Raw genomic sequence first — 20195 nt, 5'->3', positions numbered from 1 at the left:
CTCACAACTGATAACTGACAACCGATAACCTTAACATCCAATCACGTACACTCTAGCATCTACTGTCAAAAACCGAAAACCGAAAACTGACAACAGCTAACCTGCCACTAAAACTCCCAATCAATATCCTCAAATCCAGGCAATACCAAATCCTTCTCTGAAACAATCACTTCACTCGGATTTATCTGCCAATCAATTGCCAAAGTAGCATCATCATACCGAATCCCTCTTTCGCTATCTTTATTATAGACTTGATCTACCTTATATAGAACTGAAGCTGTTTCACTCAACACCGAAAAACCGTGAGCAAAACCATGCGGCACCATTAATTGTTTTTTGTTCTCAGCACTTAGCACTACTGAAAAATGCTGTCCATAAGTAGCCGAGTTTTTTCGTAAATCTACTGCTACATCAAGAATTTCTCCTTGCAACACTCGAACCAACTTCGCTTGTGCAAAAGGATTAATTTGTAAATGCAATCCTCGAATCACCCCTCTTTTTGAGAACGACTGATTGTCTTGGATGAAATTATATTTAATTCCATTTTCATGAAACTTGGCCTGGTTATAAGCCTCAAAAAAGAAACCCCTCTCATCATTAAAAACGGCAGGGGTTATAAGTACTAAATCTTTAATAAATGTTTTTTCAATGATCATTGTATAATTTTATATTTTCTTGTCTAAATATCTATTTCTTCCTCATTCTCATAATTTGGTATGACTTTAGAACTTAAGCCAATTATGATTATTAAATAATTTCAAACTTTTTAACAGTCAACCGATAACTCATAACCCATAAAGCAGAAAACCAACAACTATAAGTATTCCTCTCCATAACTAGACACCATCTTACCTGCAACAGTCTTTATCTCTTGCTCACTCCCTTTTGGGTAAATCAACAATACCTTACCGTCATCAACCACTATAAAATCTTCTAATCCTTTTATTATAGCAGCTTTCTTTTTAGGCAACTGGATAATACAATTATTGGTGTTCTCTAAATGAAAATGATCCACACTTAAAGCATTATTATTTTCATCTTTTTCTACTACTTCATGCAAAGAAGCCCAAGTACCCAAGTCACTCCAACCTATATCTGAAGGAATAGTATAAACATTATCAGCTTTTTCTAAGATAGCATAATCAATGGAAATGTTTGGACTTTTAGGATAATTCTCTTTTATAAAAGCGGCCTCCGCACTAGTGTTGTACACCTCATTCCCTTGGACAAACAAATTAGCTATTTCACTAGCATGTCTTTCAAAAGCCTTTATAATGCTTTGAGCACGCCAGACGAAAATCCCTGCATTCCACAAATAATCCCCACTAGCTAAATATTCTTTTGCTCTTTCCAAAACTGGTTTTTCCATAAAACGAGCTACTTGATGTACTCCATCAACTCCTTCTTTTTGGAAATTGATATAGCCATAACCAGTATCCGGTCTGCTTGGATTAATACCCAAAGTAAGTAGCGCATCATTGGATGCAGTATAATCCAATGCCTGACTGATTCTGTCCAAAAACTCGCCTTCTTTCAATATCAAATGATCCGATGGAGCCACCACAATATTGGCATCAGGATTACTTTTCAAAATTTTATAAGACGCATAAGCGATACAAGGTGCCGTATTATTGCGACTAGGCTCCAATAAAATATTAGCTACCGCAATACCATCCAACTGCTGCTGGATCAAATCCAAATACTGCTGGTTACTCAATATAAAAATGTGCTCCGCGGGACAAATTTTCAAAAACCTTTCGTAGGTTAATTGCAACAGCGATTGTCCTATTCCCAATATGTCAATAAACTGTTTCGGAAACTGATTGCGACTCTTTGGCCAAAATCGACTCCCTACTCCGCCCGCCATAATGAGGACGTAGTTATTATTTATATTTGATTTCATTTTTTATCTCTCTTGTTATTAGCATTTTTCACCACAATTACCTCTTTCTATCGAAGCAAACTGATAAAGTAGTTTTGTCATGCTGCCGTCCCGAAAGCTTTCGGGAGAAGTATCTCATTAACTGATGTAATCCTTATATTCAAACTCAGTTTACTCACAATCTTGTCATGCTGATATAGCAACCATCTCACAAAGTAATAGCCTTGCAACACTTAAAAAACATATATGCTAATCTGTCTACTAAATACTAAACAGACATCCCATAACCGATAACTGACAACCAAAAACTATTCCCAAACCTTGTCTTTAATCTCCTGATAAACCTTTTGAATCCCTTCCTCCAAAGTAATTTTTGCCTTCCAACCCAATCCATTAAGTTTCGAAACATCCATCAATTTGCGGGGAGTACCATCTGGCTTAGAAGGATCTGTAAGTATTTCCCCTTCAAATCCAACTGTTTTCTTAACCAATAAGGCCAAATCTAAAATCGAAATATCTTCTCCTATCCCAATATTCACTATTCCATCTTCATTGTAATTTTCCATCAAAAACAAACAAGCTTCTGCTAAATCATCTGCATGTAAAAATTCTCTCTGAGGACTTCCTGTTCCCCAGATTGTTACTGAAGCATCTCCATGACGCTTAGCTATAATAAACTTACGAAGCATTGCAGGTAAAACGTGAGAATTTTTTAAATCATAATTATCGTTAGGTCCATACAAATTGGTAGGCATAACCGAAATAAAATTACAACCAAATTGATCTCTGTATGCATCACACATTTTGATACCAGCAATTTTTGCAATTGCATAAGGTTCATTAGTTGGTTCTAGTTCACCTGTTAACATGTATTCTTCTTTCAAAGGCTGAGGGGCCATTTTTGGGTAAATACAGGAAGATCCTAGAAACATTAGTTTCTTCACTTTATTGACATAAGCTTGATGAATCACATTATTCTGAATCATCAAATTCTCGTATATAAAATCTGCTCTATAGGTATTGTTTGCTATAATTCCACCTACTTTTGCAGCTGCCAAAAAAATATAATCTGGTTTTTCCTGAGCAAAAAAATCAGCGACTGCTTGTTGATTTCTTAAATCCAACTCAGACGAAGTACGTAGCAAAAAGTTATCGTAACCTTGTACCTCTAAAGCCCTTAAAATAGCAGAACCTACCATTCCGCGGTGACCTGCAATATATATTTTATCTTGTTTTTTCATCATATTTTAAAATATTCGCTTTTGATTATTTTCTCCTGTTGTTGTTAGAAACCGTCAGTCTGAGTGATTTTTGTGCAATGAAAATGAAACAAAAATTATATCGAGAGCTAACTTTCCCTAAATTTTTACAGAAGCGTCAGTTCGAGTGATTTTAAATAGTAATGCGACAGCTTTACTATTCAAAATTGTATCGAGAACGAGAACTACTCTAACTGATTCTTAACACTTATGCCCCGCTGCTCTCAACATTCGCTGTTTCTGAACGAGTTGCACATCACAAGCCATCATTTCTGCTACCAATCCTTTTAAATCATATTTTGGTACCCACCCAAGTTGCGTTTTAGACTTTGTAGGATCTCCAATCAACAAATCCACTTCTGTTGGACGGAAATATTGAGGATCTACAGCAATCACTTGTTTACCAATTTCTAATTGATAATCTGGATTAGAACAAGAGGCAACATAGCCTTTCTCCTCTACACCTTCGCCATTGAACTCAATAGCAATTCCTACTTCTGCAAATGACATTTTAACAAAATCACGCACATAGGTAGTTTCTCCCATAGCGATTACATAATCTTCAGCTACGTCTTGTTGCAAAATACGCCACATTGCCTCCACATAATCTTTGGCGTGTCCCCAGTCTCGTTGTGCATCTAGATTCCCTAAATAAAGGCAATCCTGTTCTCCTAAAGCGATGGCTGCAGTAGCCATAGTTATCTTACGGGTTACAAAAGTTTCTCCTCTACGCGGAGATTCGTGATTAAAAAGAATCCCATTAGTCGCAAACATACCGTAAGCTTCTCTATAGTTTTTGGTAATCCAGAAACCATAAATTTTAGCTGCTCCATAAGGCGAACGAGGATAAAAAGGAGAATGCTCATCATACAATCCCTTCTCATTTTTATTCTCCGCCAAACCACCATACAATTCAGAAGTGGAAGCTTGGTAAATACGGCATTTCTTTTCTAAACTTAAAATACGAACCGCTTCTAAAATTCTTAGAGTTCCAATCCCATCTACATTAGCCACATATTCCGGTGAATCAAAAGAGACTTTTACATGGCTCATCGCTCCTAAATTATAGATTTCATCAGGCTGCACTTCCTGAATGATTCGAATGATATTAGTCGAATCAGTTAAATCGCCATAGTGCAACTTAAAATTTATATGGTCTTGATGTAAATCTTGGTATATGTGATCGATTCTTTGGGTATTAAAAGAAGAGGCTCTTCTTTTAACTCCATGAACCATATATCCTTTTTCTAATAATAATTCTGCCAAGTATGAACCGTCTTGTCCTGTGATTCCTGTGATAAGGGCTATTTTCATTATCTTCTATATATTTATAATTTATTTTAAAAATTGAGCTAATTTTCTCAAAACTCTCAGTGGCATTAAATAAAAAGGCTTATTTAAATTATTTTTTTTCCAAGCATTTAAAACTTCTTTATTTTGTTTAATTACACTTGACAAACCGGCATTTGAAGCTCCTCCAAGTCTCATTCTAACTATTAGCTTATTAAAATATTTTGAATTAAAATTATGTTTTTTAAATATTCGCAACATAAACTCATAATCAGCAGCTATTTTGTAATCTAGATCAAATAATCCTGCTTCATCATATACTTTCTTTTTCACAAACAATGACGGGTGAGGTGGTACATTTGCATTTTCAAAAAATTGATTATAATACGCTTTCGATTTCCAATTCCTAATTACTTTATTGGTATCATCACTTTTCACATAAACCAAGTCACCATATAATATATCTAAATCCAAATCAATGTTAAATTGCTCCATAACAGCGGCTATAACACCTGAATCCTCATACAAATCATCTGAATTTAAAATTCCTACAACATCTCCCGTAGCTGCACGAATACCTTTATTCATCGCATCATAAATACCGCTGTCTTTTTCAGAAATAAAATAAGCTAATCTATCTTTGAAATCAGTTATCAAATTTACCGTATTGTCTGTAGATTTTCCATCTATGACAATATATTCTATATTTTTATAATCCTGTGAAAGAACTGACTGCAAAGCATCCTTTATAGTCCTATCATTATTATACACTACTGTTATTATTGATATTTTCATGATCTATATAAATCTTTATAAACTTGTATCGTTTCTTGATAGCATTTTTCCCAGGAAAAATTCTTCACTTGCTCAAAACCCATTTTTATTATTTCTTCTCTTTTTTTATCAATATTCAATACTGCTTCATTAAAAACTGCGATTTCTAATTTATCAATCAAAACACCTGCTTTTCCTGCAACTTCAGGAATTGAAGAACTATTCAGGGCAATAAAGGGACAACCCGTTTTCATGGCCTCCAACAATGGTATTCCAAAACCTTCATAAGAAGAAGGATAAATTAATGCGTAAGCTTGATTATAAAGTTCATTTAACTTTGCATTTTCAATATTATTAAATAATTCCCAACGACCTGGAATCAATCTATTAAGTATTTCAACCTCCTCTTTTCTTAAAACACAGCCTACAATATTTAACTTGAAACGATCTGTTTGAGCTATGGCTTTAACAGCAAAATCAAAATTTTTATATTTTTCTCTGGAGCCAATAAACAAAAAATCATTCTTTAGAGCTTCTTTTTTTAGGGGGTAAAAGTCCTTTGAAACACCGTTATAAATAACATAAATTTTATTTGAATTAATATTAGGAAAAAAAGTCAACAAATCCTTTTTTGTGTTTTCGGAAATTGTAATAATAGCATCTGCCTTATTAATAGCTTTTCCTTTTTGATAACTATGTAAAAATCTCCTCACTCCTGAATAATACTTTTCATGTACGAAGTCATGAACGGTAAGAACTTGTTTTGCCTTTTTATTTGATGTGATGCGGTTATAGCTTGAATGAAAAATAAATTTTTCATTCACTTTTCTAAGAGAAACATTTACAAACCTATCTACCAACAAATTAGAAACCTCAGTTGATAAAATCTTTTCCTTACCTATTACATGTTGTTTTGCGACTATATTATCATTTTCTCTCTCAACAAAATAAACCTCATCATAATCCCGTATAACCCTTGAATATAATTCAAACCAATAAGTAGAAATGCCGCCCGCTTTTTGGAGGGAAAAAACAATATTATCAAGTATTATTTTTAAATTATTTTTCATTAAATAGAATAAGTTTGACTTAAAAATTATATCAGGCTGTAAATAATAAATATATGAAAGAGATTTCTGACCTTTAAATAACAACACTTTTTCTTCCAAATAATTCCCTATTAATCATAGGAATAATTATAATAAATAAAGCTACAAACCAAAATTGATAGAAAAAACTGCTAAATTCCCCCCTACAAAAATCAGGTATCATAGTAAAAAAAACGAATATAAATCTTTGATCTCTAAATTCTTGCAATTTAGAAATAAGTGACCCCAAAAGAAAAAACACAACACTAGGGCCAAATAATCCAAAATTAACAAATGACTCAGCTACGGGGGAATAAGCGTAACCCATACCACCACCAAAATTATCCATTACAAATTGAACCGCTAATGAATTCGGTTTTGATGTATAAATTGATCTAGGTATGAAATTTAAAAAAGAATCTATGAAAATAGTTTTACCATAGAAGAAATCAATTGTGCCATTTAAATAGTTATATACAGCTAACTTTAAGGTGTAAAATGGGTAAACAAATTCATTATTAGATAAAGTGTCAATAGCAACTTGTAAATAATTAAATCCTTCGTCTGATCCCGCTTCTGCTCGCAAAGACCCTAAAAACAAAAATAAAAATATAGATACTAACATTAATAAGAACCAACCTAAAGTAAATTTAATTTTTTTAAAATTTATAAAGACCCAAAAAACCCCAATCAACATCGGTACAAAATCTCTTCTATTACCAACGCTTGATTGTAAAGCTATATAATATAACAAACATCCAAAAACAATCAATTTAACTCTTGATGGTAATAACTTATAATAAAATGTAAAATACAGAAAAATACTAGTTATCATTAAACCAGTAACAATTCCCAATTGGCTAATACCTTCCGTTAACTCTAATCTACTAACAGTCTTTAATAAAGATGGATTAAAAAACATCCCTCTGCTATAAAAAGAATATGATTTATATAATAGAAATACAATTAACATTATCAATAAAAACACACTGTATAGTTTACTATATTTTTTATTTTCAATTGTTTTTGTATAGGTGACATCATAATTTGTAGACTTTATAGATCCTGAGCCAATTACATATGAAGGTACAGTAGTTGCATAAATGATTGTTGCATAATATCCAGCTTCTGTAATTTCCCCTAACAAAAAAAATTCTATAACAGAATTGAAAAAACCGTACAGAAAAATAAAAACTAATAAAATAGCTAATGAATTATTAAGCAGGAGCTGATTAGCTCTACTTTTTATTGTTAAAAACCCAACTAATAAAGAATAGACAAAAGAAATGATAAGTATAATATCATTTTTAATTAAAAACAATATAGCATACAGCATTAATAAAAAAAAACACTGACTATAACCGACAAACAAAGAAATTCTTTTTATGTTTTGAATTCTTTTTTTCATCATTTAATAATTGCACCAGAGAATAATCCTAATAGCTCTGCCGAATAATAGCGTAATTTTTTTTGATCGAAAAAAGCAAAAAATGGCAAAGAAAAACTCACCAAGACCACTCTTTTAAAGAATTTAAAATAAAATTCATGTTTAAAGCAAAGCTTTGCAAAACCGCATCTGTACGTAAAAACACGTTTTATCGACGCTTGATCACCTTTGACAGAAATAATTTGAGGGTGATAAAATAAAATTAAAGGATTAAATATAACTTTATATTTACTGTTTTTTAAAATTCTGAATAACCAATCGTATCCTTCTTCGGCACCATGAAAACACCCAGCGCCCATTGATTCATCAAACTTATACTGACTAAAAACCTCTTTTTTTACAAACCCAGTAGCTTCAACAAACCCTCCTGACATTGTTTCGACAGTCAAAGTAAAGTCTTGATTTTTAAAATTCATTACACTGTCATTAGCATTTCGATCTATACATTTGCCAAATATAATATCTGCCTTAGATTCATTTAAAAAATGAAGAGCTAACTTAATTGTATCATAAAAGAACTCGCAATCATCATCTGGAAAGCATAGCCATTTACCATTTGCTAAAGCGGCGCCATAATTCTTTGCTTTGGACAGACCTTTAAAGTCAACATTTTCAAACCTAACAGATTCAAATTTCAATCGTACCTCTTTTAGAAATGAAATATTATTTTGGTCAATAACAATTATCTCAATTTGAGAGTGATCTGTATCACAGCTATAAATACTTTCTAACAAAGAAATTAATTCCTCTATTCTGCCTATTGTTGGAATAATAATCGACAATAGTGATTTTTGAAAATTTTCCATTTTTCTAGATTGCTCTTAGATATTTATAAAATTTATATGAGAATAAATTAATTTGATAAAATAAATCAGAATAAAGGTACATCCAAAATAAATTTGCTTTTTTATTTTTTTTTATTTTTTTTAAGTTAGGTTTAATATGTTTTTTTTCTTCAGAAAAATAGTAAGGCACTGAATTCCTTAGGATAAAATAATCAATAAATTGATTTAGGTGCATAATTTCAGTAGATCTATAATCATCAATTTTCGATAACAAATGATTTTCATATTTACATCTGGACAACATTGCTCGGTTCTCACCAAATAAATCATAAACAACAGTAGAAGTTTTTTTTACGACCCCTTTTTTATTAATCATAATTCTAAACCACATGTCTAAATCTTCACCGTGTTTAAGATTGGTATCAAAACCACCTACATTCATTAGTGCTTCTTTACTTATACAAACTGAAGATGAGTGAAAAATAGTGCCATAAGGAGCATGTATAAAATAATCATCTATATAACCTTCAAAACCATCGGCCAATGAATTTGCAATATAATTTATCCCTTTGTCTGAATTTTCACTAATCAGCGTAGAGTACATATCGGCATCTGGATATTTCTGTAGTAATTCTAAAATAGTTTCTAAGTGATTACTCTTCCAATAGTCATCCCCATCTAAAAAAAGAATCCATTCAAATAATGCTATATCAATCCCGACATTTCGAGCACTAGAAACACCTTCGTTAGTTTTATTAACTACTTTAATTCTTCCGTCTTTAATATTTTCAACAACAGTCAAACTGTTATCTGAAGATCCGTCATTTACAATTATCAATTCAAAGTCTTTATACGATTGAGTTAAAACAGAATTAACAGCACGACTTATAGACTTTTCTTTATTATATAATGGAATTACAATACTGAATTTCATAAAAAATTTAAATTAAACAAAGGTTACCTTGTAAAAACAAATCATTTTTTTATTTGTCTTTTTAGAGCTTCTAAGTATTTCCTTCCCCAACGCATATCTGGCTCCATATAGTTACCCTCTGCCCATTCATTCCAAGATTTAATAAAAATTATTTTGTGTTCTGGTTCTTTATTTTCTATAAGACTAACCGTTTGTTTTACATGTTTTTCAAATAAATCTGGTGTAGAGTTCGTCATTACCATTCCTTCACGACCACTTCTTGGGGTATGATCCCAATTTGGAACAATACTAGGAAAAACATCTTCCTGTTTGTCTTCTTCAGCAACTACAAAATATTTAGAAACTTTCTCATATGGATATGCTAATGGAACATTCATTACTGTCTTACGTAATTTTGTGAATACTCTTTGAAAAAAGGACCTATGATTTACTATGTAGTTATTTAATCGAATTGTGTTTATTGCATCTACTCCTGCTTCCCTAAATCTATCTAAATTATTCTCCAAATAATTCTTTTGTCCAACAAAATATATTCCTTTTAAACCGTTCTCTGATGCTAATTTTCTCCAAGTTTCTATAAAAATCGGAACCTCGGAATTAGCTAAAGGCCTAAATATCATAAAGAGTGGTTTCCCATCAACAGTTATATATCTTTCATCTTTGAATGCGGGTAAAACCTCATAAAAATGAGCTCGATAATCGTCTATACCTGGATACAACTGTTCAATTAGAATATTCCTATTTTTCATACCATGATCAAAACCTTTCCAGGTCTCGTTTGCCCAAGCTAAACAAAATGGAAAATCCGGCTCCCCGGAAGCCACAACTTCATTAAAAGGACGTTCGATTAATCTTTTTCCATTACCAAACCAATAATGCCAATAACAAAAGCCTTCTATACCATACTCTCTGGCCATATCTGCTTGTGCTTTACGAGTTTCGGGCACACGCAAATCATAATAACCCAAATCAGCGGGAACTCTTGGCTGATAATGCCCTTTAAAAAGTTTTTTTGCTTTACCTACATTGGTCCATTCAGTAAAACCTTTACCCCACCATGTATCGTTCTCAGGTATTGGATGGAATTGCGGCAGATACATCGCTATTACTCTTGCTTTTAAATTATTAATTGACATCTTATAATTTTATTTATACTTTTATATTATAATCCTCCCTAGGGATAACTAAACATTTATAATAAAATGAATACAAGTTAGAGATCTAACTTTTCCAATAGTACTAAAATGTTTCGAAACCCCACATAATTGGCTATTTATAAAGGATTTATACTTTTTTATCTCTTGTTTTATCTTCTCTAATTTTTTTATAATATTAAACCATTACAGAATAAATTATTAATCTAAACTATACTTTCTAAAAAGTATAAATCATTAAAAAAAGAATTTAAAAATAATTATCAGCAGTTTTTATAGCTTACATTTAATTAAATCCTATAATAACTTAAAAAATATAATCAATTAAAAAATATTGCTTTATAACCTTCATTATATTCAAACCATTCTGCAACTTCCAAAACAGTTGGTGTTAAATTATTATCAATAAATTGATATCTATAATACCCTACAACTCCTTTTTGTGGTTCAACGACATGTCCTCCCGATTCAATCTCCCGCAGATTTAAATTACCACCACGCTTTTGCATGGCATCAACAAACTCTTTGGTAATAGAAAAACTCACAGCCCAATCGTCTTTGGTTTGAAAAATTTTATATGGGTAGGGATAGTCATTATTGTCCTTCAACATTAAGAAATCAAAAGGATCATAATCCCCCACTTTGTCTTTTTCATACACTGCATCATTCAATTCAGCTTGGTTTTTAACTTCCTTCATCCCATAAAGTCGAATAATATTTGCCCTATTCTGAAAAGAGCTGAACTCCCCACCTGCTGAACTTTGTGCTCCTGCTTTATAATTCCATAAGTTTCTCTCAATACTTAACATTGGATTAATTCCAGCCTGAGCGATAATTGGAATTGATGTCAAATTTCCCAGATTCATACTAATTAAACCACCATTAGAATTAGCAAATACATAACAACCTCTTAAATCAATATTAAAATTACTCATTACATATTCATAACCAGCAACATAAGAACGCATGGCGATGAAATTCCCAACGGTTCTGCCTCGGTCTATTTTCAAGCTGGTCGCTAACAACTGCGGGATACCATTCATATCTAAAACCGCATATCCTAATGACGCTAGGTATTTACAATAATTATCAGATTCAGATTCCGAAAAATCGTTACTAACATAGCCACTACCACCATGACAATAAATCACTAATTTTACGGGGAGACCATTTTGAGAATACCCTTTGGGAAGAATAATGAGTCCCTTATCTACTAAATCCATTCCTTTACTCCCTAATATATTGGGATTAGCGGTATTAACTACTACATCAAATCGATATACAAATTCTTTTTCAAGAGGAGTCACTTGTTCATGAGGATGTAGTACTATTACATCTTGATCTGATGAACAAGAAATCAGAAAAAAAGTACAAATAAGTACTAAAAAAAAACTACTTATTTCTCTTGTGATTATATTAATATTGTTCATGATTTTGAGTAAAATTAAATAATAAAATTATTATTTATTCTAAAAGTAAAATGCGCTTATGTATGCGTTCATTTATAATATATTAATTTTTTATTAAATGGAATAAAATTTAATTAATTATAATTGAAATAGAATTCTAACAGTCTATTATTAAATCTAAGCAATGACGATATTACAAAATATACGAAATAATAATAGTATAGAACTATCAGACAAGTTAAAATTAACGACTGTTTAATATAGTTTAAACAAATCAGGAGTATATGATGGCTCTTGATGTATCCCTACGTCGACCTGATACTCATTTAAATCAGGATTTTTATAAAAGAACTCCTTCAATCGCTTTTCTTCCTCATTATCAAAAATTCGCTGTACATTACTTGCTAATGCCTTGGCCGGTGAACCTGCTAAGAAGGTATTAGGCTGACAAATTTTTGAATAATCTTTATTCAAAAATGTATTTTGAGCGGTTATACAATAATCAGGTAAGACTACCCCTTTAGTAACAATTGTTCCGGAATTTAACCAACAATTGTTACCAATAGAAATCGGAGCAAATGATCTTTTAATTATTCCAGTTTTTATATCTTTAACAAAGTGAAAATTTGTATCTGTAATAGTACTCATCGCCACTACTCGTGTAAATGAACCAATACTTATTTTATCCTCACATTTAATCTGAACTCCACTTCCCAAAGTCACATATTTACCAATTTTAAATTCGCCATTCCACACTGATATACTGCAGCCTCCCATAATAATAGCAGGCCCCTCGAAAATAATACAACTTCCACTATTTATTGTTAGTTTTATTGGATTAAGTGAAACAGGAAAAAAATCAATCTCTTTACCTAAATGAATCATTCCCATCGATATAGGAGAACTAATTTTTATATTACCTAGTAAAGTATAAATTTTTAATTTACCATAAATAATTATTGGAAATTTAAATGCAATATTAAAAGGCTGAGTTTTAAAATTTATATAAACTGTTTTTACCCAATTAATTTTGAAAATTAAGAGAATAAAATAATATATCGGTCTTACTTTATCTTTAACAGAAGTCATCATTATATTTTAAATTTTGACCTTGTCATTTCAACAATATTTATATTCATGATTTTATTTATTTTTCTTATTGAGTAGCATAAACTAGATATAAAGATTATAGTTCCTAAACCATAACGAAGATATACATATGTAAAATCCTTAATAAAAAATGATATTAAACTAAAAATTATTGTGACGAATAGGATTTCTAAAAGTTCTTTTTTAAAAGTAATTTCAAATAATTTATACATAATCAATTGCATCAGAAGCATATGTATAACCGCCATAATTATTGAAGATATGCCTAAACCCATCAAACCAAAATACTTAAAACTAAATATGCTTAAGACAACACCTATCACTTTAGAAAAGGTTACAGAATAAATGAAAACACTTGATTTTTGTTTTGCCAGTAGAATCATTCCCATCGCAGTTGAACATACTAAAATGAGGGTGCCAAAAACAGCATAACTGATGTAATCAATGACTTCTAAAAATTTATCCGTATAAAGAATTTTAATTAACAATGGCATTACAAACAAAAACAAAACTACTAAAGGACCAATTAAAACAAGACCTACTTCAGATTGCTTATTTACTTCGTCAGTAAGTTTTAAATTATTTTTATTTATAGCCGATATCCGTGGATAATAATCTGTGGACATTGCCGTTATTACAATCCCAAAATAACTTGATACGATCGTCGAACCTGCCGCAAATAATCCTACCATTTGTAAACCAGAAACACCTTCAATATAAATTCGTATAATATAATCCGTAATGAGACCTAATAAAGTAACGTACATTAATGCAATTCCCATTTTCACCATGCCTGTACCTTCGTGCACCAATTCTCTAAAAGTAATATTAACAGTTTCAATTTTAATCTTTTTAACGTACAACCATAAAAAAAAAACACTTGAGAATACTGTTATGATAAGAGAAGGCACAATGCCATCATAACCTAAATAATAGTAAATTGGAACAGCTGTAATAAGTCCAAAAATAGAGCCAAATACACCTGCTTTGGCAATTGCTTTTAATTGACGAAGTCCTTTAAGTATGGCCAATTGACCCTCACATAAAATATTAAGAAAAACAACAATCGAAAGCCACATAAATGATATTGCGTAATTATCATTTCCAAATGTCAATATGCTCAAATATTTTGATAATAACAGAGTTATTAACGAACCTAAAAGAGCAGTTATCCAAATAAATCTATTGGTTATATTTATAGTTCTTGAAAACTGAACCCTATCCCCAACTCCATTTACCTCTGATATATCTCGAATTGCACTCTGCGAAATACCTAAACCAGATGCTGTAGTAATTAAATTTATTGTTGATTGATAGAGATTAACTAGACCCAAACCTTCTGCACCCAAAAATACAGCAACAGCTTTATTTACTCCAACACGGGCAAGAATATTGAAAACTTGTACAAATCCGAAAAGGAAAGTAGATTTGAAAATTGTTTTATATGATTGTCCATTATCACTCATTTATCACTACTATTTTTAAATTTGTTTTTGTTCTAAGAAAATAAACGCGGTTAATTATATTAAATTCTAATTCCTGAATAATAACAAATTCAACTTTTAAATATTTTAAATTAATTTTCATACAAGTTTATCTATAACTTACTGAACATCAACCCTATAGCTACCAATAAAACATCTAAAATAATTCCTTTAGCGTTTCCACATTTCTCTTTCATTAGGGGTAAAATAGGTCTGTCAATAATCTGAATTAAAGATGTTTCCTTTCGTAAAGTAACTTTAGCCAATTCCGTTTGTTTAACCAAGTCAGTATAGCTTTATTGGCTTGCACATCCAATTGTCTCTTTGCCGAAGGCGCCCTACGCGCATTCATAGCTGGATTTAATCCAAAAGTATTGCCATTGGCAGGCTACACCAGTAATCGCTCCGTTCAGCTCACGTCGAATGGAATCAGTTTGACGCTCTAAAATCAAGATATTTTCTCGATACTTCTTACTTTTTGTATCGATCTAAAAATCAAAAACTTTTTTTGCTAAGGCCTCACAAAAATATCTGGCAAACAATTCATTAGTCGAACTGACATCAATGTTAATAATTGCTATTTTTTAATCTTTTTGTCCCACAGCCAATCCGGTATTAGACAAATTTTGATAAATCAAGCCCAAAATACTGTAATGAACTCTTGTGAAATTTTTTCGATCTACTTCGGGTAAAAACTGAAGTGTTAAATATTGCCACGCTTGGCATTTAAATTTTTTAAAACCTGGTTGATTAAAATATAAAGTAACTGTATCCTCAGTTTCTCTTCTATCTTCTTGAACTTTTAAAGTATAATATTTCATGCTTTATTTATCCATCTGCATACCTCAAAGTACCAAAGATCATAATTTATAAAAAAATATTTTCTTATTTCTTATCCAACTCTTTCTGATGCACCTCTTTTCTCAAACCACTACTTGAAAAACGATGATCTCTTCTATTAAAATACAAGTCTATCAGTTCTTCCTCGCAATATGTCCTTCCTGTAAAATTTTTCTCTTTATATTCATCTCCAACAATACGAACGTCAATTTTAAATGCACGCAAAATATCTTCTAAATCTTGTTCAGTAGAATAAGGAACTATCTCATCAACAAAGCGACAACCTTTCAATTGTATGTAACGTTCAACAACCGTTTGAGCTGGTTTATTTTTTTCTGGACGGTCAATTGTAGGATCTGTCTGCAAGCCAACAATAAGATAATCACATTGTCTTTTCGCTTCTTCGAGCATTTTAATATGTCCCGCATGTAATAAATCGAAAGTACTAAACGTTATTCCTACTCTCAAATTAACTCTTTCCATAATTACGCTAATTGCTTTAATATTCTTCTAAAAATCAAAACAAAAACCGTTAAGAAACCAGCAAGAAATCCTCCCATCAAAATTCCTTTCGACTTTCCAAATTTTTCTTTTTTCAAAGGCAAAATCGGTTGGTCTATAACTTGAATTAAAGGCGTTTCTTTGCGCAAAGTTACCTTAGCCATTTCAGTTTGCTTTACTAGTTCCGTTAAAATAGCGGTATTGGCCTGAACATCGACCTGTCTGCGAGCAGAAGGCGCACGACGCACATTCATGGCTGGGTTTAAGCCAAAAGTATTGTCATTAGCGACAGCTACTCCAGTTATCGCCCCGTTCAATTCCCTACGAATAGAATCCGTTTGACGTTCTAAAATCAACATATTCTCTCTAGACTTCTTGCTCTTAGTCTCAATATAGAAATCAGAAACTTCTTTAACTAAGGCTTCTGTAAAATATTTAGCAAACAATTCGTTTGTAGAGTTTACATCAATCGTGATAATGGCGATTTTTTTATCCTTTTGACCAACAGTTAAACCATTTGTAGATAAATTAGTGTACATCGCACCTAGAATACTATCGTGTACCCTTGTATAATTCTTTCGGTCAGCATTCGGTAAAAATTGAATGCCTTTATGTTGAGCTTTCTTTTCCCAGCTTTCACGCCATTTATTTTCTTGAATGTACATTTCGGCGAGTGAAATGCGCTTGTCTTTATAGACTACAGGAGTCAATAAAGTTTGTTCTACCATCGAGCGGGACTTAAACAATTCTGTTAGATTTGATCCTGTAAAGATGCTTCCACCTCCGCCACCAAGATCCATACCTAATGAACTAGCTAGTCCTAAAGCTCCACCTAAACCTCCACTTTTTTCATCTTCTAATACAAAGGATAAGCTTGCAGTGTATATTGGTTTTTTAGTAAAAGAATACGCTAGGCCAAGTGCTGCTCCTATAATTCCTGCTAGTACAATTATTTTCCATTGTGAAAGAAGGTAACTAAACCACTCTTTCCCTTTCTCTATTAATTCCTTTAACGATATTTCGTCATTCTGTACTTCCATCAATACTATATTTTAATAACTTCCAGCTAATATTTTTTTCGTTTCCCGTTCTCTCGATCATCGTAGCCAGAACACTCTTCGCACCACTCCTCTACCCGCCCTTCTATTTTTAAACTAGAAAATCGCGGCATGAATTTCAGCCTTGGCCGAAGGGAGTGACCCCCGAGTCGAGTGCGCAGCACGAGCGGCTGGGGTCACGATAGGGAAATACATCCGATGATTTTCAGGATAAAAATAGTCAGGCAGTGATTTTTTTGTTTCTTTTTTGATCAAGCAAAAAAGAAAATATATCCTTCAAAAAACCACTTAATATTCACTACTCACGAATCAGAACTCAAAACCCTTCATACCATACTTCTCGATACAATTTTATAAAAACGCTATCACTATTTATAAAATCACTCGAAGTGACGACAACCCACAACCCACAACCGAGAACCGACAACTCACGATTCACTACTTAAACGCCGTTATTATCAATAACGCCAAACTCGAAATAACACTCCCAATTCCTACCCATTCTCCCGTACTCATCTTCTTAACTTCCGGCTTCTCAGGAACTATGATTTGCGAACCTGGCTTAACCTTAGGATAGGATCTAAAGAATAGGAACGAACTTGCGACTGCAGCTTTTCCGTTCGGGTAAATGATATAGGATTTTTTCTTCCATCCTTTGGCATCTACACCTCCTACAGCATTTAGATAATACTTGAAAGAGCGCCCTTTATCATAAGGGATCTCTGAAGTCAACAGCACATTTCCTGCTACTTTGACTCCTTCATTGTATGTAGCAACTTCAATCTCATCACCTTCAAATAAAGTCACATTAGCCGCATTATTCTGATTTTTAAGAATGGCTTTCCAGTCTAAGGGAATGGTGGCAAACTTAAGTTCTTCCTTAAGTTTTATCTCTAATTTATTTTGAATACTGTCTTTTTTACCCAAATTCACATTCACGTTTTCTAGATCTTCAATTTGCTTCGCTTGAATAGGTCTTTTGATTTTAACTCCTTCAATATCTGCCAAGGATGTCAAACCACCTGCTCTTTGAATTATCTCGTACACCCTTGATTTTTTATTGACCAAGGCGTATTTACCGGCATAATGAACAGCACCACTTACAGTAACCTGTTCTGGTTTATCATAGACTGCCATTTTTCGAATACTCACCACATCAAAGGGTCTTAGTTCGAAATTTTTTGCTTGTTCGTTGTTATCTGGACTGATTTCGATTGCAAACAACTCGGCCTTAGTAGGGTTATTCTCATCTATTTCTTCCGAAGTAACCATACGCGCCACCTCAACTCTTTTGGAAGCCGAACCTGTTAAGCCACCCACCTGAACAATTAGATCGTTTAGGGTTAGATTATCATAATAATCATAGGTACCTGGGTTTCTTACTTCACCATCGATAGTTATTTTATATTCTTCTCTAAAGTCTAAAATAGAGTATATGGTAACCACATCCTCCCTCTTCAAGAGTATATCTTCGTTTGCCTCTCCAGCCAACGCTTTTGCAACATCAAAATTGACGATCTCTGTTGTCAGATCTGATTGTAAACGAACAATTGTTCCTCTTTGACTATAGGCATCTTCTTTTATTCCCTCTGCTTGCGCTATTAGGTCGGAAACATGCATTCCTTCTGTAAACGAATAAAAATCAGGTCTGAAAACCGCTCCTTCAATTTTGATTCTGTTTTCAAATCGGTTTAAAATTTTAGAGACTTTTATAAGATCACCTGATTTTGGCTGGTAACTATTAAATTCGCTTTCCTTAACATCACGAACTTTAAACTCCTTACCCGTTTTTTGCAAAATATTAACTGAGGCCGCGTAGGCAAACTCATTGAATCCCGAAGCAAACGTTAATAGGTCTGCAAAAGTCTCTCCTTTTTTCATTTCGAAAATACCGGGACGTTTTACCTCGCCTTCTACCGTAACCCTTTGGCTATAAGCCGGAATACGAATTACGTCATTATCCTTCAAGCCTACATTGTCAGACTGATCACCGTTTACTAAAAAATGATAGATGTCAATCGTTCGATACACTTTATTATCACGTAATAACTCAATATTTCTATAACTGCCATTAACTCCTGGTCCACCACCTAAGAATAATGCATTATACACCGTTGCTAGAGAAGAAATGGAGTAATTTCCAGGTTGCGCACTTCCAATAATCGTTACTTTGATGGTACGAATGCGGCTTAAACTAACGCTTACTTGAGATAGTCCTGAACTAACAGTGCTATATACTCTAGCCATAGCATTTCTAATTTTTTGGGTTGCTGCTTCAATGCTAATCCCCGAAACCGCAATTTCCCCTACATATTGTATGGCAACTTTTCCCTCAACGCTTACTGGAATACTGGCATTAAATTCCTGAACACCATAAACACTCACCTGCAGTTCATCACCGGGGCCTAAAACATAATTAACGGGAGTCGCTAATTTAAGATTTGGCTCAAAATTTAATGTTGGGTTATCAAACAGTTCCGAACCAAAAACCAAAGGATTTACCTTGTCTTTATTTTTGGCATTGACTATTTCTTCCTGCTTTCTACCCGAGTCTTTCTTGTCTGCAGCAGCGGCATTATTCTCACTACTATTCCCAGTACTGGCAATTCGCGTTTTTAATTTTGCAAATTCGCTAGCCGACATTCCTTTAGCTAAAGCCATTGGTTCTGCTTGCTGAATTGTCATATTATTTGATTGTAGCTGTGCCTTGATTTTCAAAACATCACTATCTGATAAATTATCTACTTGCAGAGTACTTAAATCACTACTTTTTAATAGATCCTGAGCCATGATCGTTAAGGGCTGAAAAAGAGCTACAAAGAGTATAACAACGGTAATAATTTTTTTCATAGGTATGTATTTGAAGAAAAATAGCACTGGAAAATTGGTGCTGTTTCATACTTGTTTTTTTATGCTTTACTAGAACTAAAAAGTTAGTCTTGTAAATGGCTTCGCCCTTGTGACTCCCATTGCTGGCTCACTAACTTTGAATTTTAATTAGATTCTATTCCTTTGTGGTTAAAAACACAAATTCATTTAAATTCCATTTTTGCAAATGTAGTCTTAAAATTTTAAAATTGAAACTTTGTTTTTGCAATCGCTTGATACTGTATTTACACCTCAATAAAGTCTAAAAATAAATCACTAATAACCAATACATTAGATCCTCGGAAGTGAAAA

General features: G+C 32.6%; 18 protein-coding genes. All 18 read right to left on the bottom strand.

All coding sequences use genetic code 11. The features are described from left to right. Positions 1 to 107: 107 nt before the first annotated feature. The 18 genes from rfbC to E0F98_RS07795 all read right to left on the bottom strand — a co-directional run bounded on the left by rfbC (position 108) and on the right by E0F98_RS07795 (position 19865). Entirely contained in the window at positions 108 to 656 is a 549-nt protein-coding gene (gene rfbC / locus E0F98_RS07875; RefSeq protein ID WP_132110195.1) for a dTDP-4-dehydrorhamnose 3,5-epimerase, read from the bottom strand. Positions 657 to 814: 158 nt separating this feature from the next. Further along, the gene (locus E0F98_RS07870) at positions 815 to 1903 is read right to left on the bottom strand and encodes a mannose-1-phosphate guanylyltransferase (RefSeq protein ID WP_243699212.1); all 1089 of its coding nucleotides are present in this window, start codon (positions 1901 to 1903) and stop codon (positions 815 to 817) included. Between the two features lie 287 nt (positions 1904 to 2190). After that, the gene (locus E0F98_RS07865) at positions 2191 to 3123 is read right to left on the bottom strand and encodes a GDP-L-fucose synthase family protein (protein ID WP_132110457.1); all 933 of its coding nucleotides are present in this window, start codon (positions 3121 to 3123) and stop codon (positions 2191 to 2193) included. 219 nt (positions 3124 to 3342) lie between these two features. After that, the gene (gene gmd / locus E0F98_RS07860; protein ID WP_132110193.1) at positions 3343 to 4455 is read right to left on the bottom strand and encodes a GDP-mannose 4,6-dehydratase; all 1113 of its coding nucleotides are present in this window, start codon (positions 4453 to 4455) and stop codon (positions 3343 to 3345) included. Between the two features lie 21 nt (positions 4456 to 4476). Beyond that, a complete protein-coding gene (locus E0F98_RS07855) occupies positions 4477 to 5226 on the bottom strand; it encodes a glycosyltransferase family 2 protein (RefSeq protein WP_132110191.1) in 750 nt (249 codons plus the stop codon). Beyond that, entirely contained in the window at positions 5223 to 6275 is a 1053-nt protein-coding gene (locus E0F98_RS07850) for a glycosyltransferase family 4 protein (RefSeq protein WP_132110189.1), read from the bottom strand. The genes E0F98_RS07855 and E0F98_RS07850 overlap by 4 nt, the downstream gene beginning before the upstream one ends. 73 nt (positions 6276 to 6348) lie before the next feature. Next, positions 6349 to 7701, bottom strand: coding sequence for an O-antigen polymerase (locus E0F98_RS07845; protein ID WP_165929295.1), 1353 nt, complete (start codon positions 7699 to 7701; stop codon positions 6349 to 6351). Then, the gene (locus E0F98_RS07840; RefSeq protein ID WP_132110185.1) at positions 7701 to 8546 is read right to left on the bottom strand and encodes a glycosyltransferase family 2 protein; all 846 of its coding nucleotides are present in this window, start codon (positions 8544 to 8546) and stop codon (positions 7701 to 7703) included. Before E0F98_RS07840 ends, E0F98_RS07845 begins: the two co-directional genes overlap by 1 nt. Positions 8547 to 8550: 4 nt before the next feature. Next, positions 8551 to 9459: a glycosyltransferase family 2 protein gene (locus E0F98_RS07835; RefSeq protein WP_132110183.1), complete on the bottom strand. Its 909-nt coding sequence runs from the start codon at positions 9457 to 9459 to the stop codon at positions 8551 to 8553. Between the two features lie 41 nt (positions 9460 to 9500). Beyond that, complete coding sequence (locus tag E0F98_RS07830) at positions 9501 to 10595, bottom strand: glycosyltransferase WbsX family protein (protein WP_132110181.1); 1095 nt, start codon at positions 10593 to 10595, stop codon at positions 9501 to 9503. Positions 10596 to 10933: 338 nt separating this feature from the next. Beyond that, positions 10934 to 12043: an alpha/beta hydrolase family protein gene (locus E0F98_RS07825; RefSeq protein ID WP_132110179.1), complete on the bottom strand. Its 1110-nt coding sequence runs from the start codon at positions 12041 to 12043 to the stop codon at positions 10934 to 10936. Between the two features lie 234 nt (positions 12044 to 12277). Beyond that, the gene (locus E0F98_RS07820) at positions 12278 to 13114 is read right to left on the bottom strand and encodes an acyltransferase (RefSeq protein WP_132110177.1); all 837 of its coding nucleotides are present in this window, start codon (positions 13112 to 13114) and stop codon (positions 12278 to 12280) included. Further along, entirely contained in the window at positions 13114 to 14598 is a 1485-nt protein-coding gene (locus E0F98_RS07815; RefSeq protein WP_132110175.1) for an oligosaccharide flippase family protein, read from the bottom strand. Before E0F98_RS07815 ends, E0F98_RS07820 begins: the two co-directional genes overlap by 1 nt. A gap of 131 nt (positions 14599 to 14729) precedes the next feature. Continuing rightward, positions 14730 to 14882 (bottom strand): hypothetical protein, encoded by a 153-nt coding sequence (locus E0F98_RS16175; protein ID WP_243699211.1) that lies wholly within the window; start codon positions 14880 to 14882, stop codon positions 14730 to 14732. Positions 14883 to 15200: 318 nt separating this feature from the next. Beyond that, positions 15201 to 15437, bottom strand: coding sequence for a ferredoxin reductase domain-containing protein (locus E0F98_RS16170; protein ID WP_243699210.1), 237 nt, complete (start codon positions 15435 to 15437; stop codon positions 15201 to 15203). A gap of 64 nt (positions 15438 to 15501) precedes the next feature. Then, entirely contained in the window at positions 15502 to 15924 is a 423-nt protein-coding gene (locus E0F98_RS07805; RefSeq protein ID WP_132110455.1) for an adenylyltransferase/cytidyltransferase family protein, read from the bottom strand. Positions 15925 to 15941: 17 nt separating this feature from the next. Next, the gene (locus tag E0F98_RS07800; RefSeq protein WP_132110173.1) at positions 15942 to 16997 is read right to left on the bottom strand and encodes a Wzz/FepE/Etk N-terminal domain-containing protein; all 1056 of its coding nucleotides are present in this window, start codon (positions 16995 to 16997) and stop codon (positions 15942 to 15944) included. Positions 16998 to 17453: 456 nt separating this feature from the next. Further along, positions 17454 to 19865, bottom strand: a complete 2412-nt coding sequence (locus E0F98_RS07795) for an SLBB domain-containing protein (protein ID WP_132110171.1) — start codon at positions 19863 to 19865, stop codon at positions 17454 to 17456. Between the last annotated feature and the right edge of the window lie 330 nt (positions 19866 to 20195).

The sequence above is a fragment of the Flavobacterium hiemivividum genome (assembly GCF_004349145.1).
Classification (GTDB): domain Bacteria; phylum Bacteroidota; class Bacteroidia; order Flavobacteriales; family Flavobacteriaceae; genus Flavobacterium; species Flavobacterium hiemivividum.
Note: the sequence above shows the minus strand (reverse complement) of the source record. Positions and strands in the feature narration are given on the sequence as shown.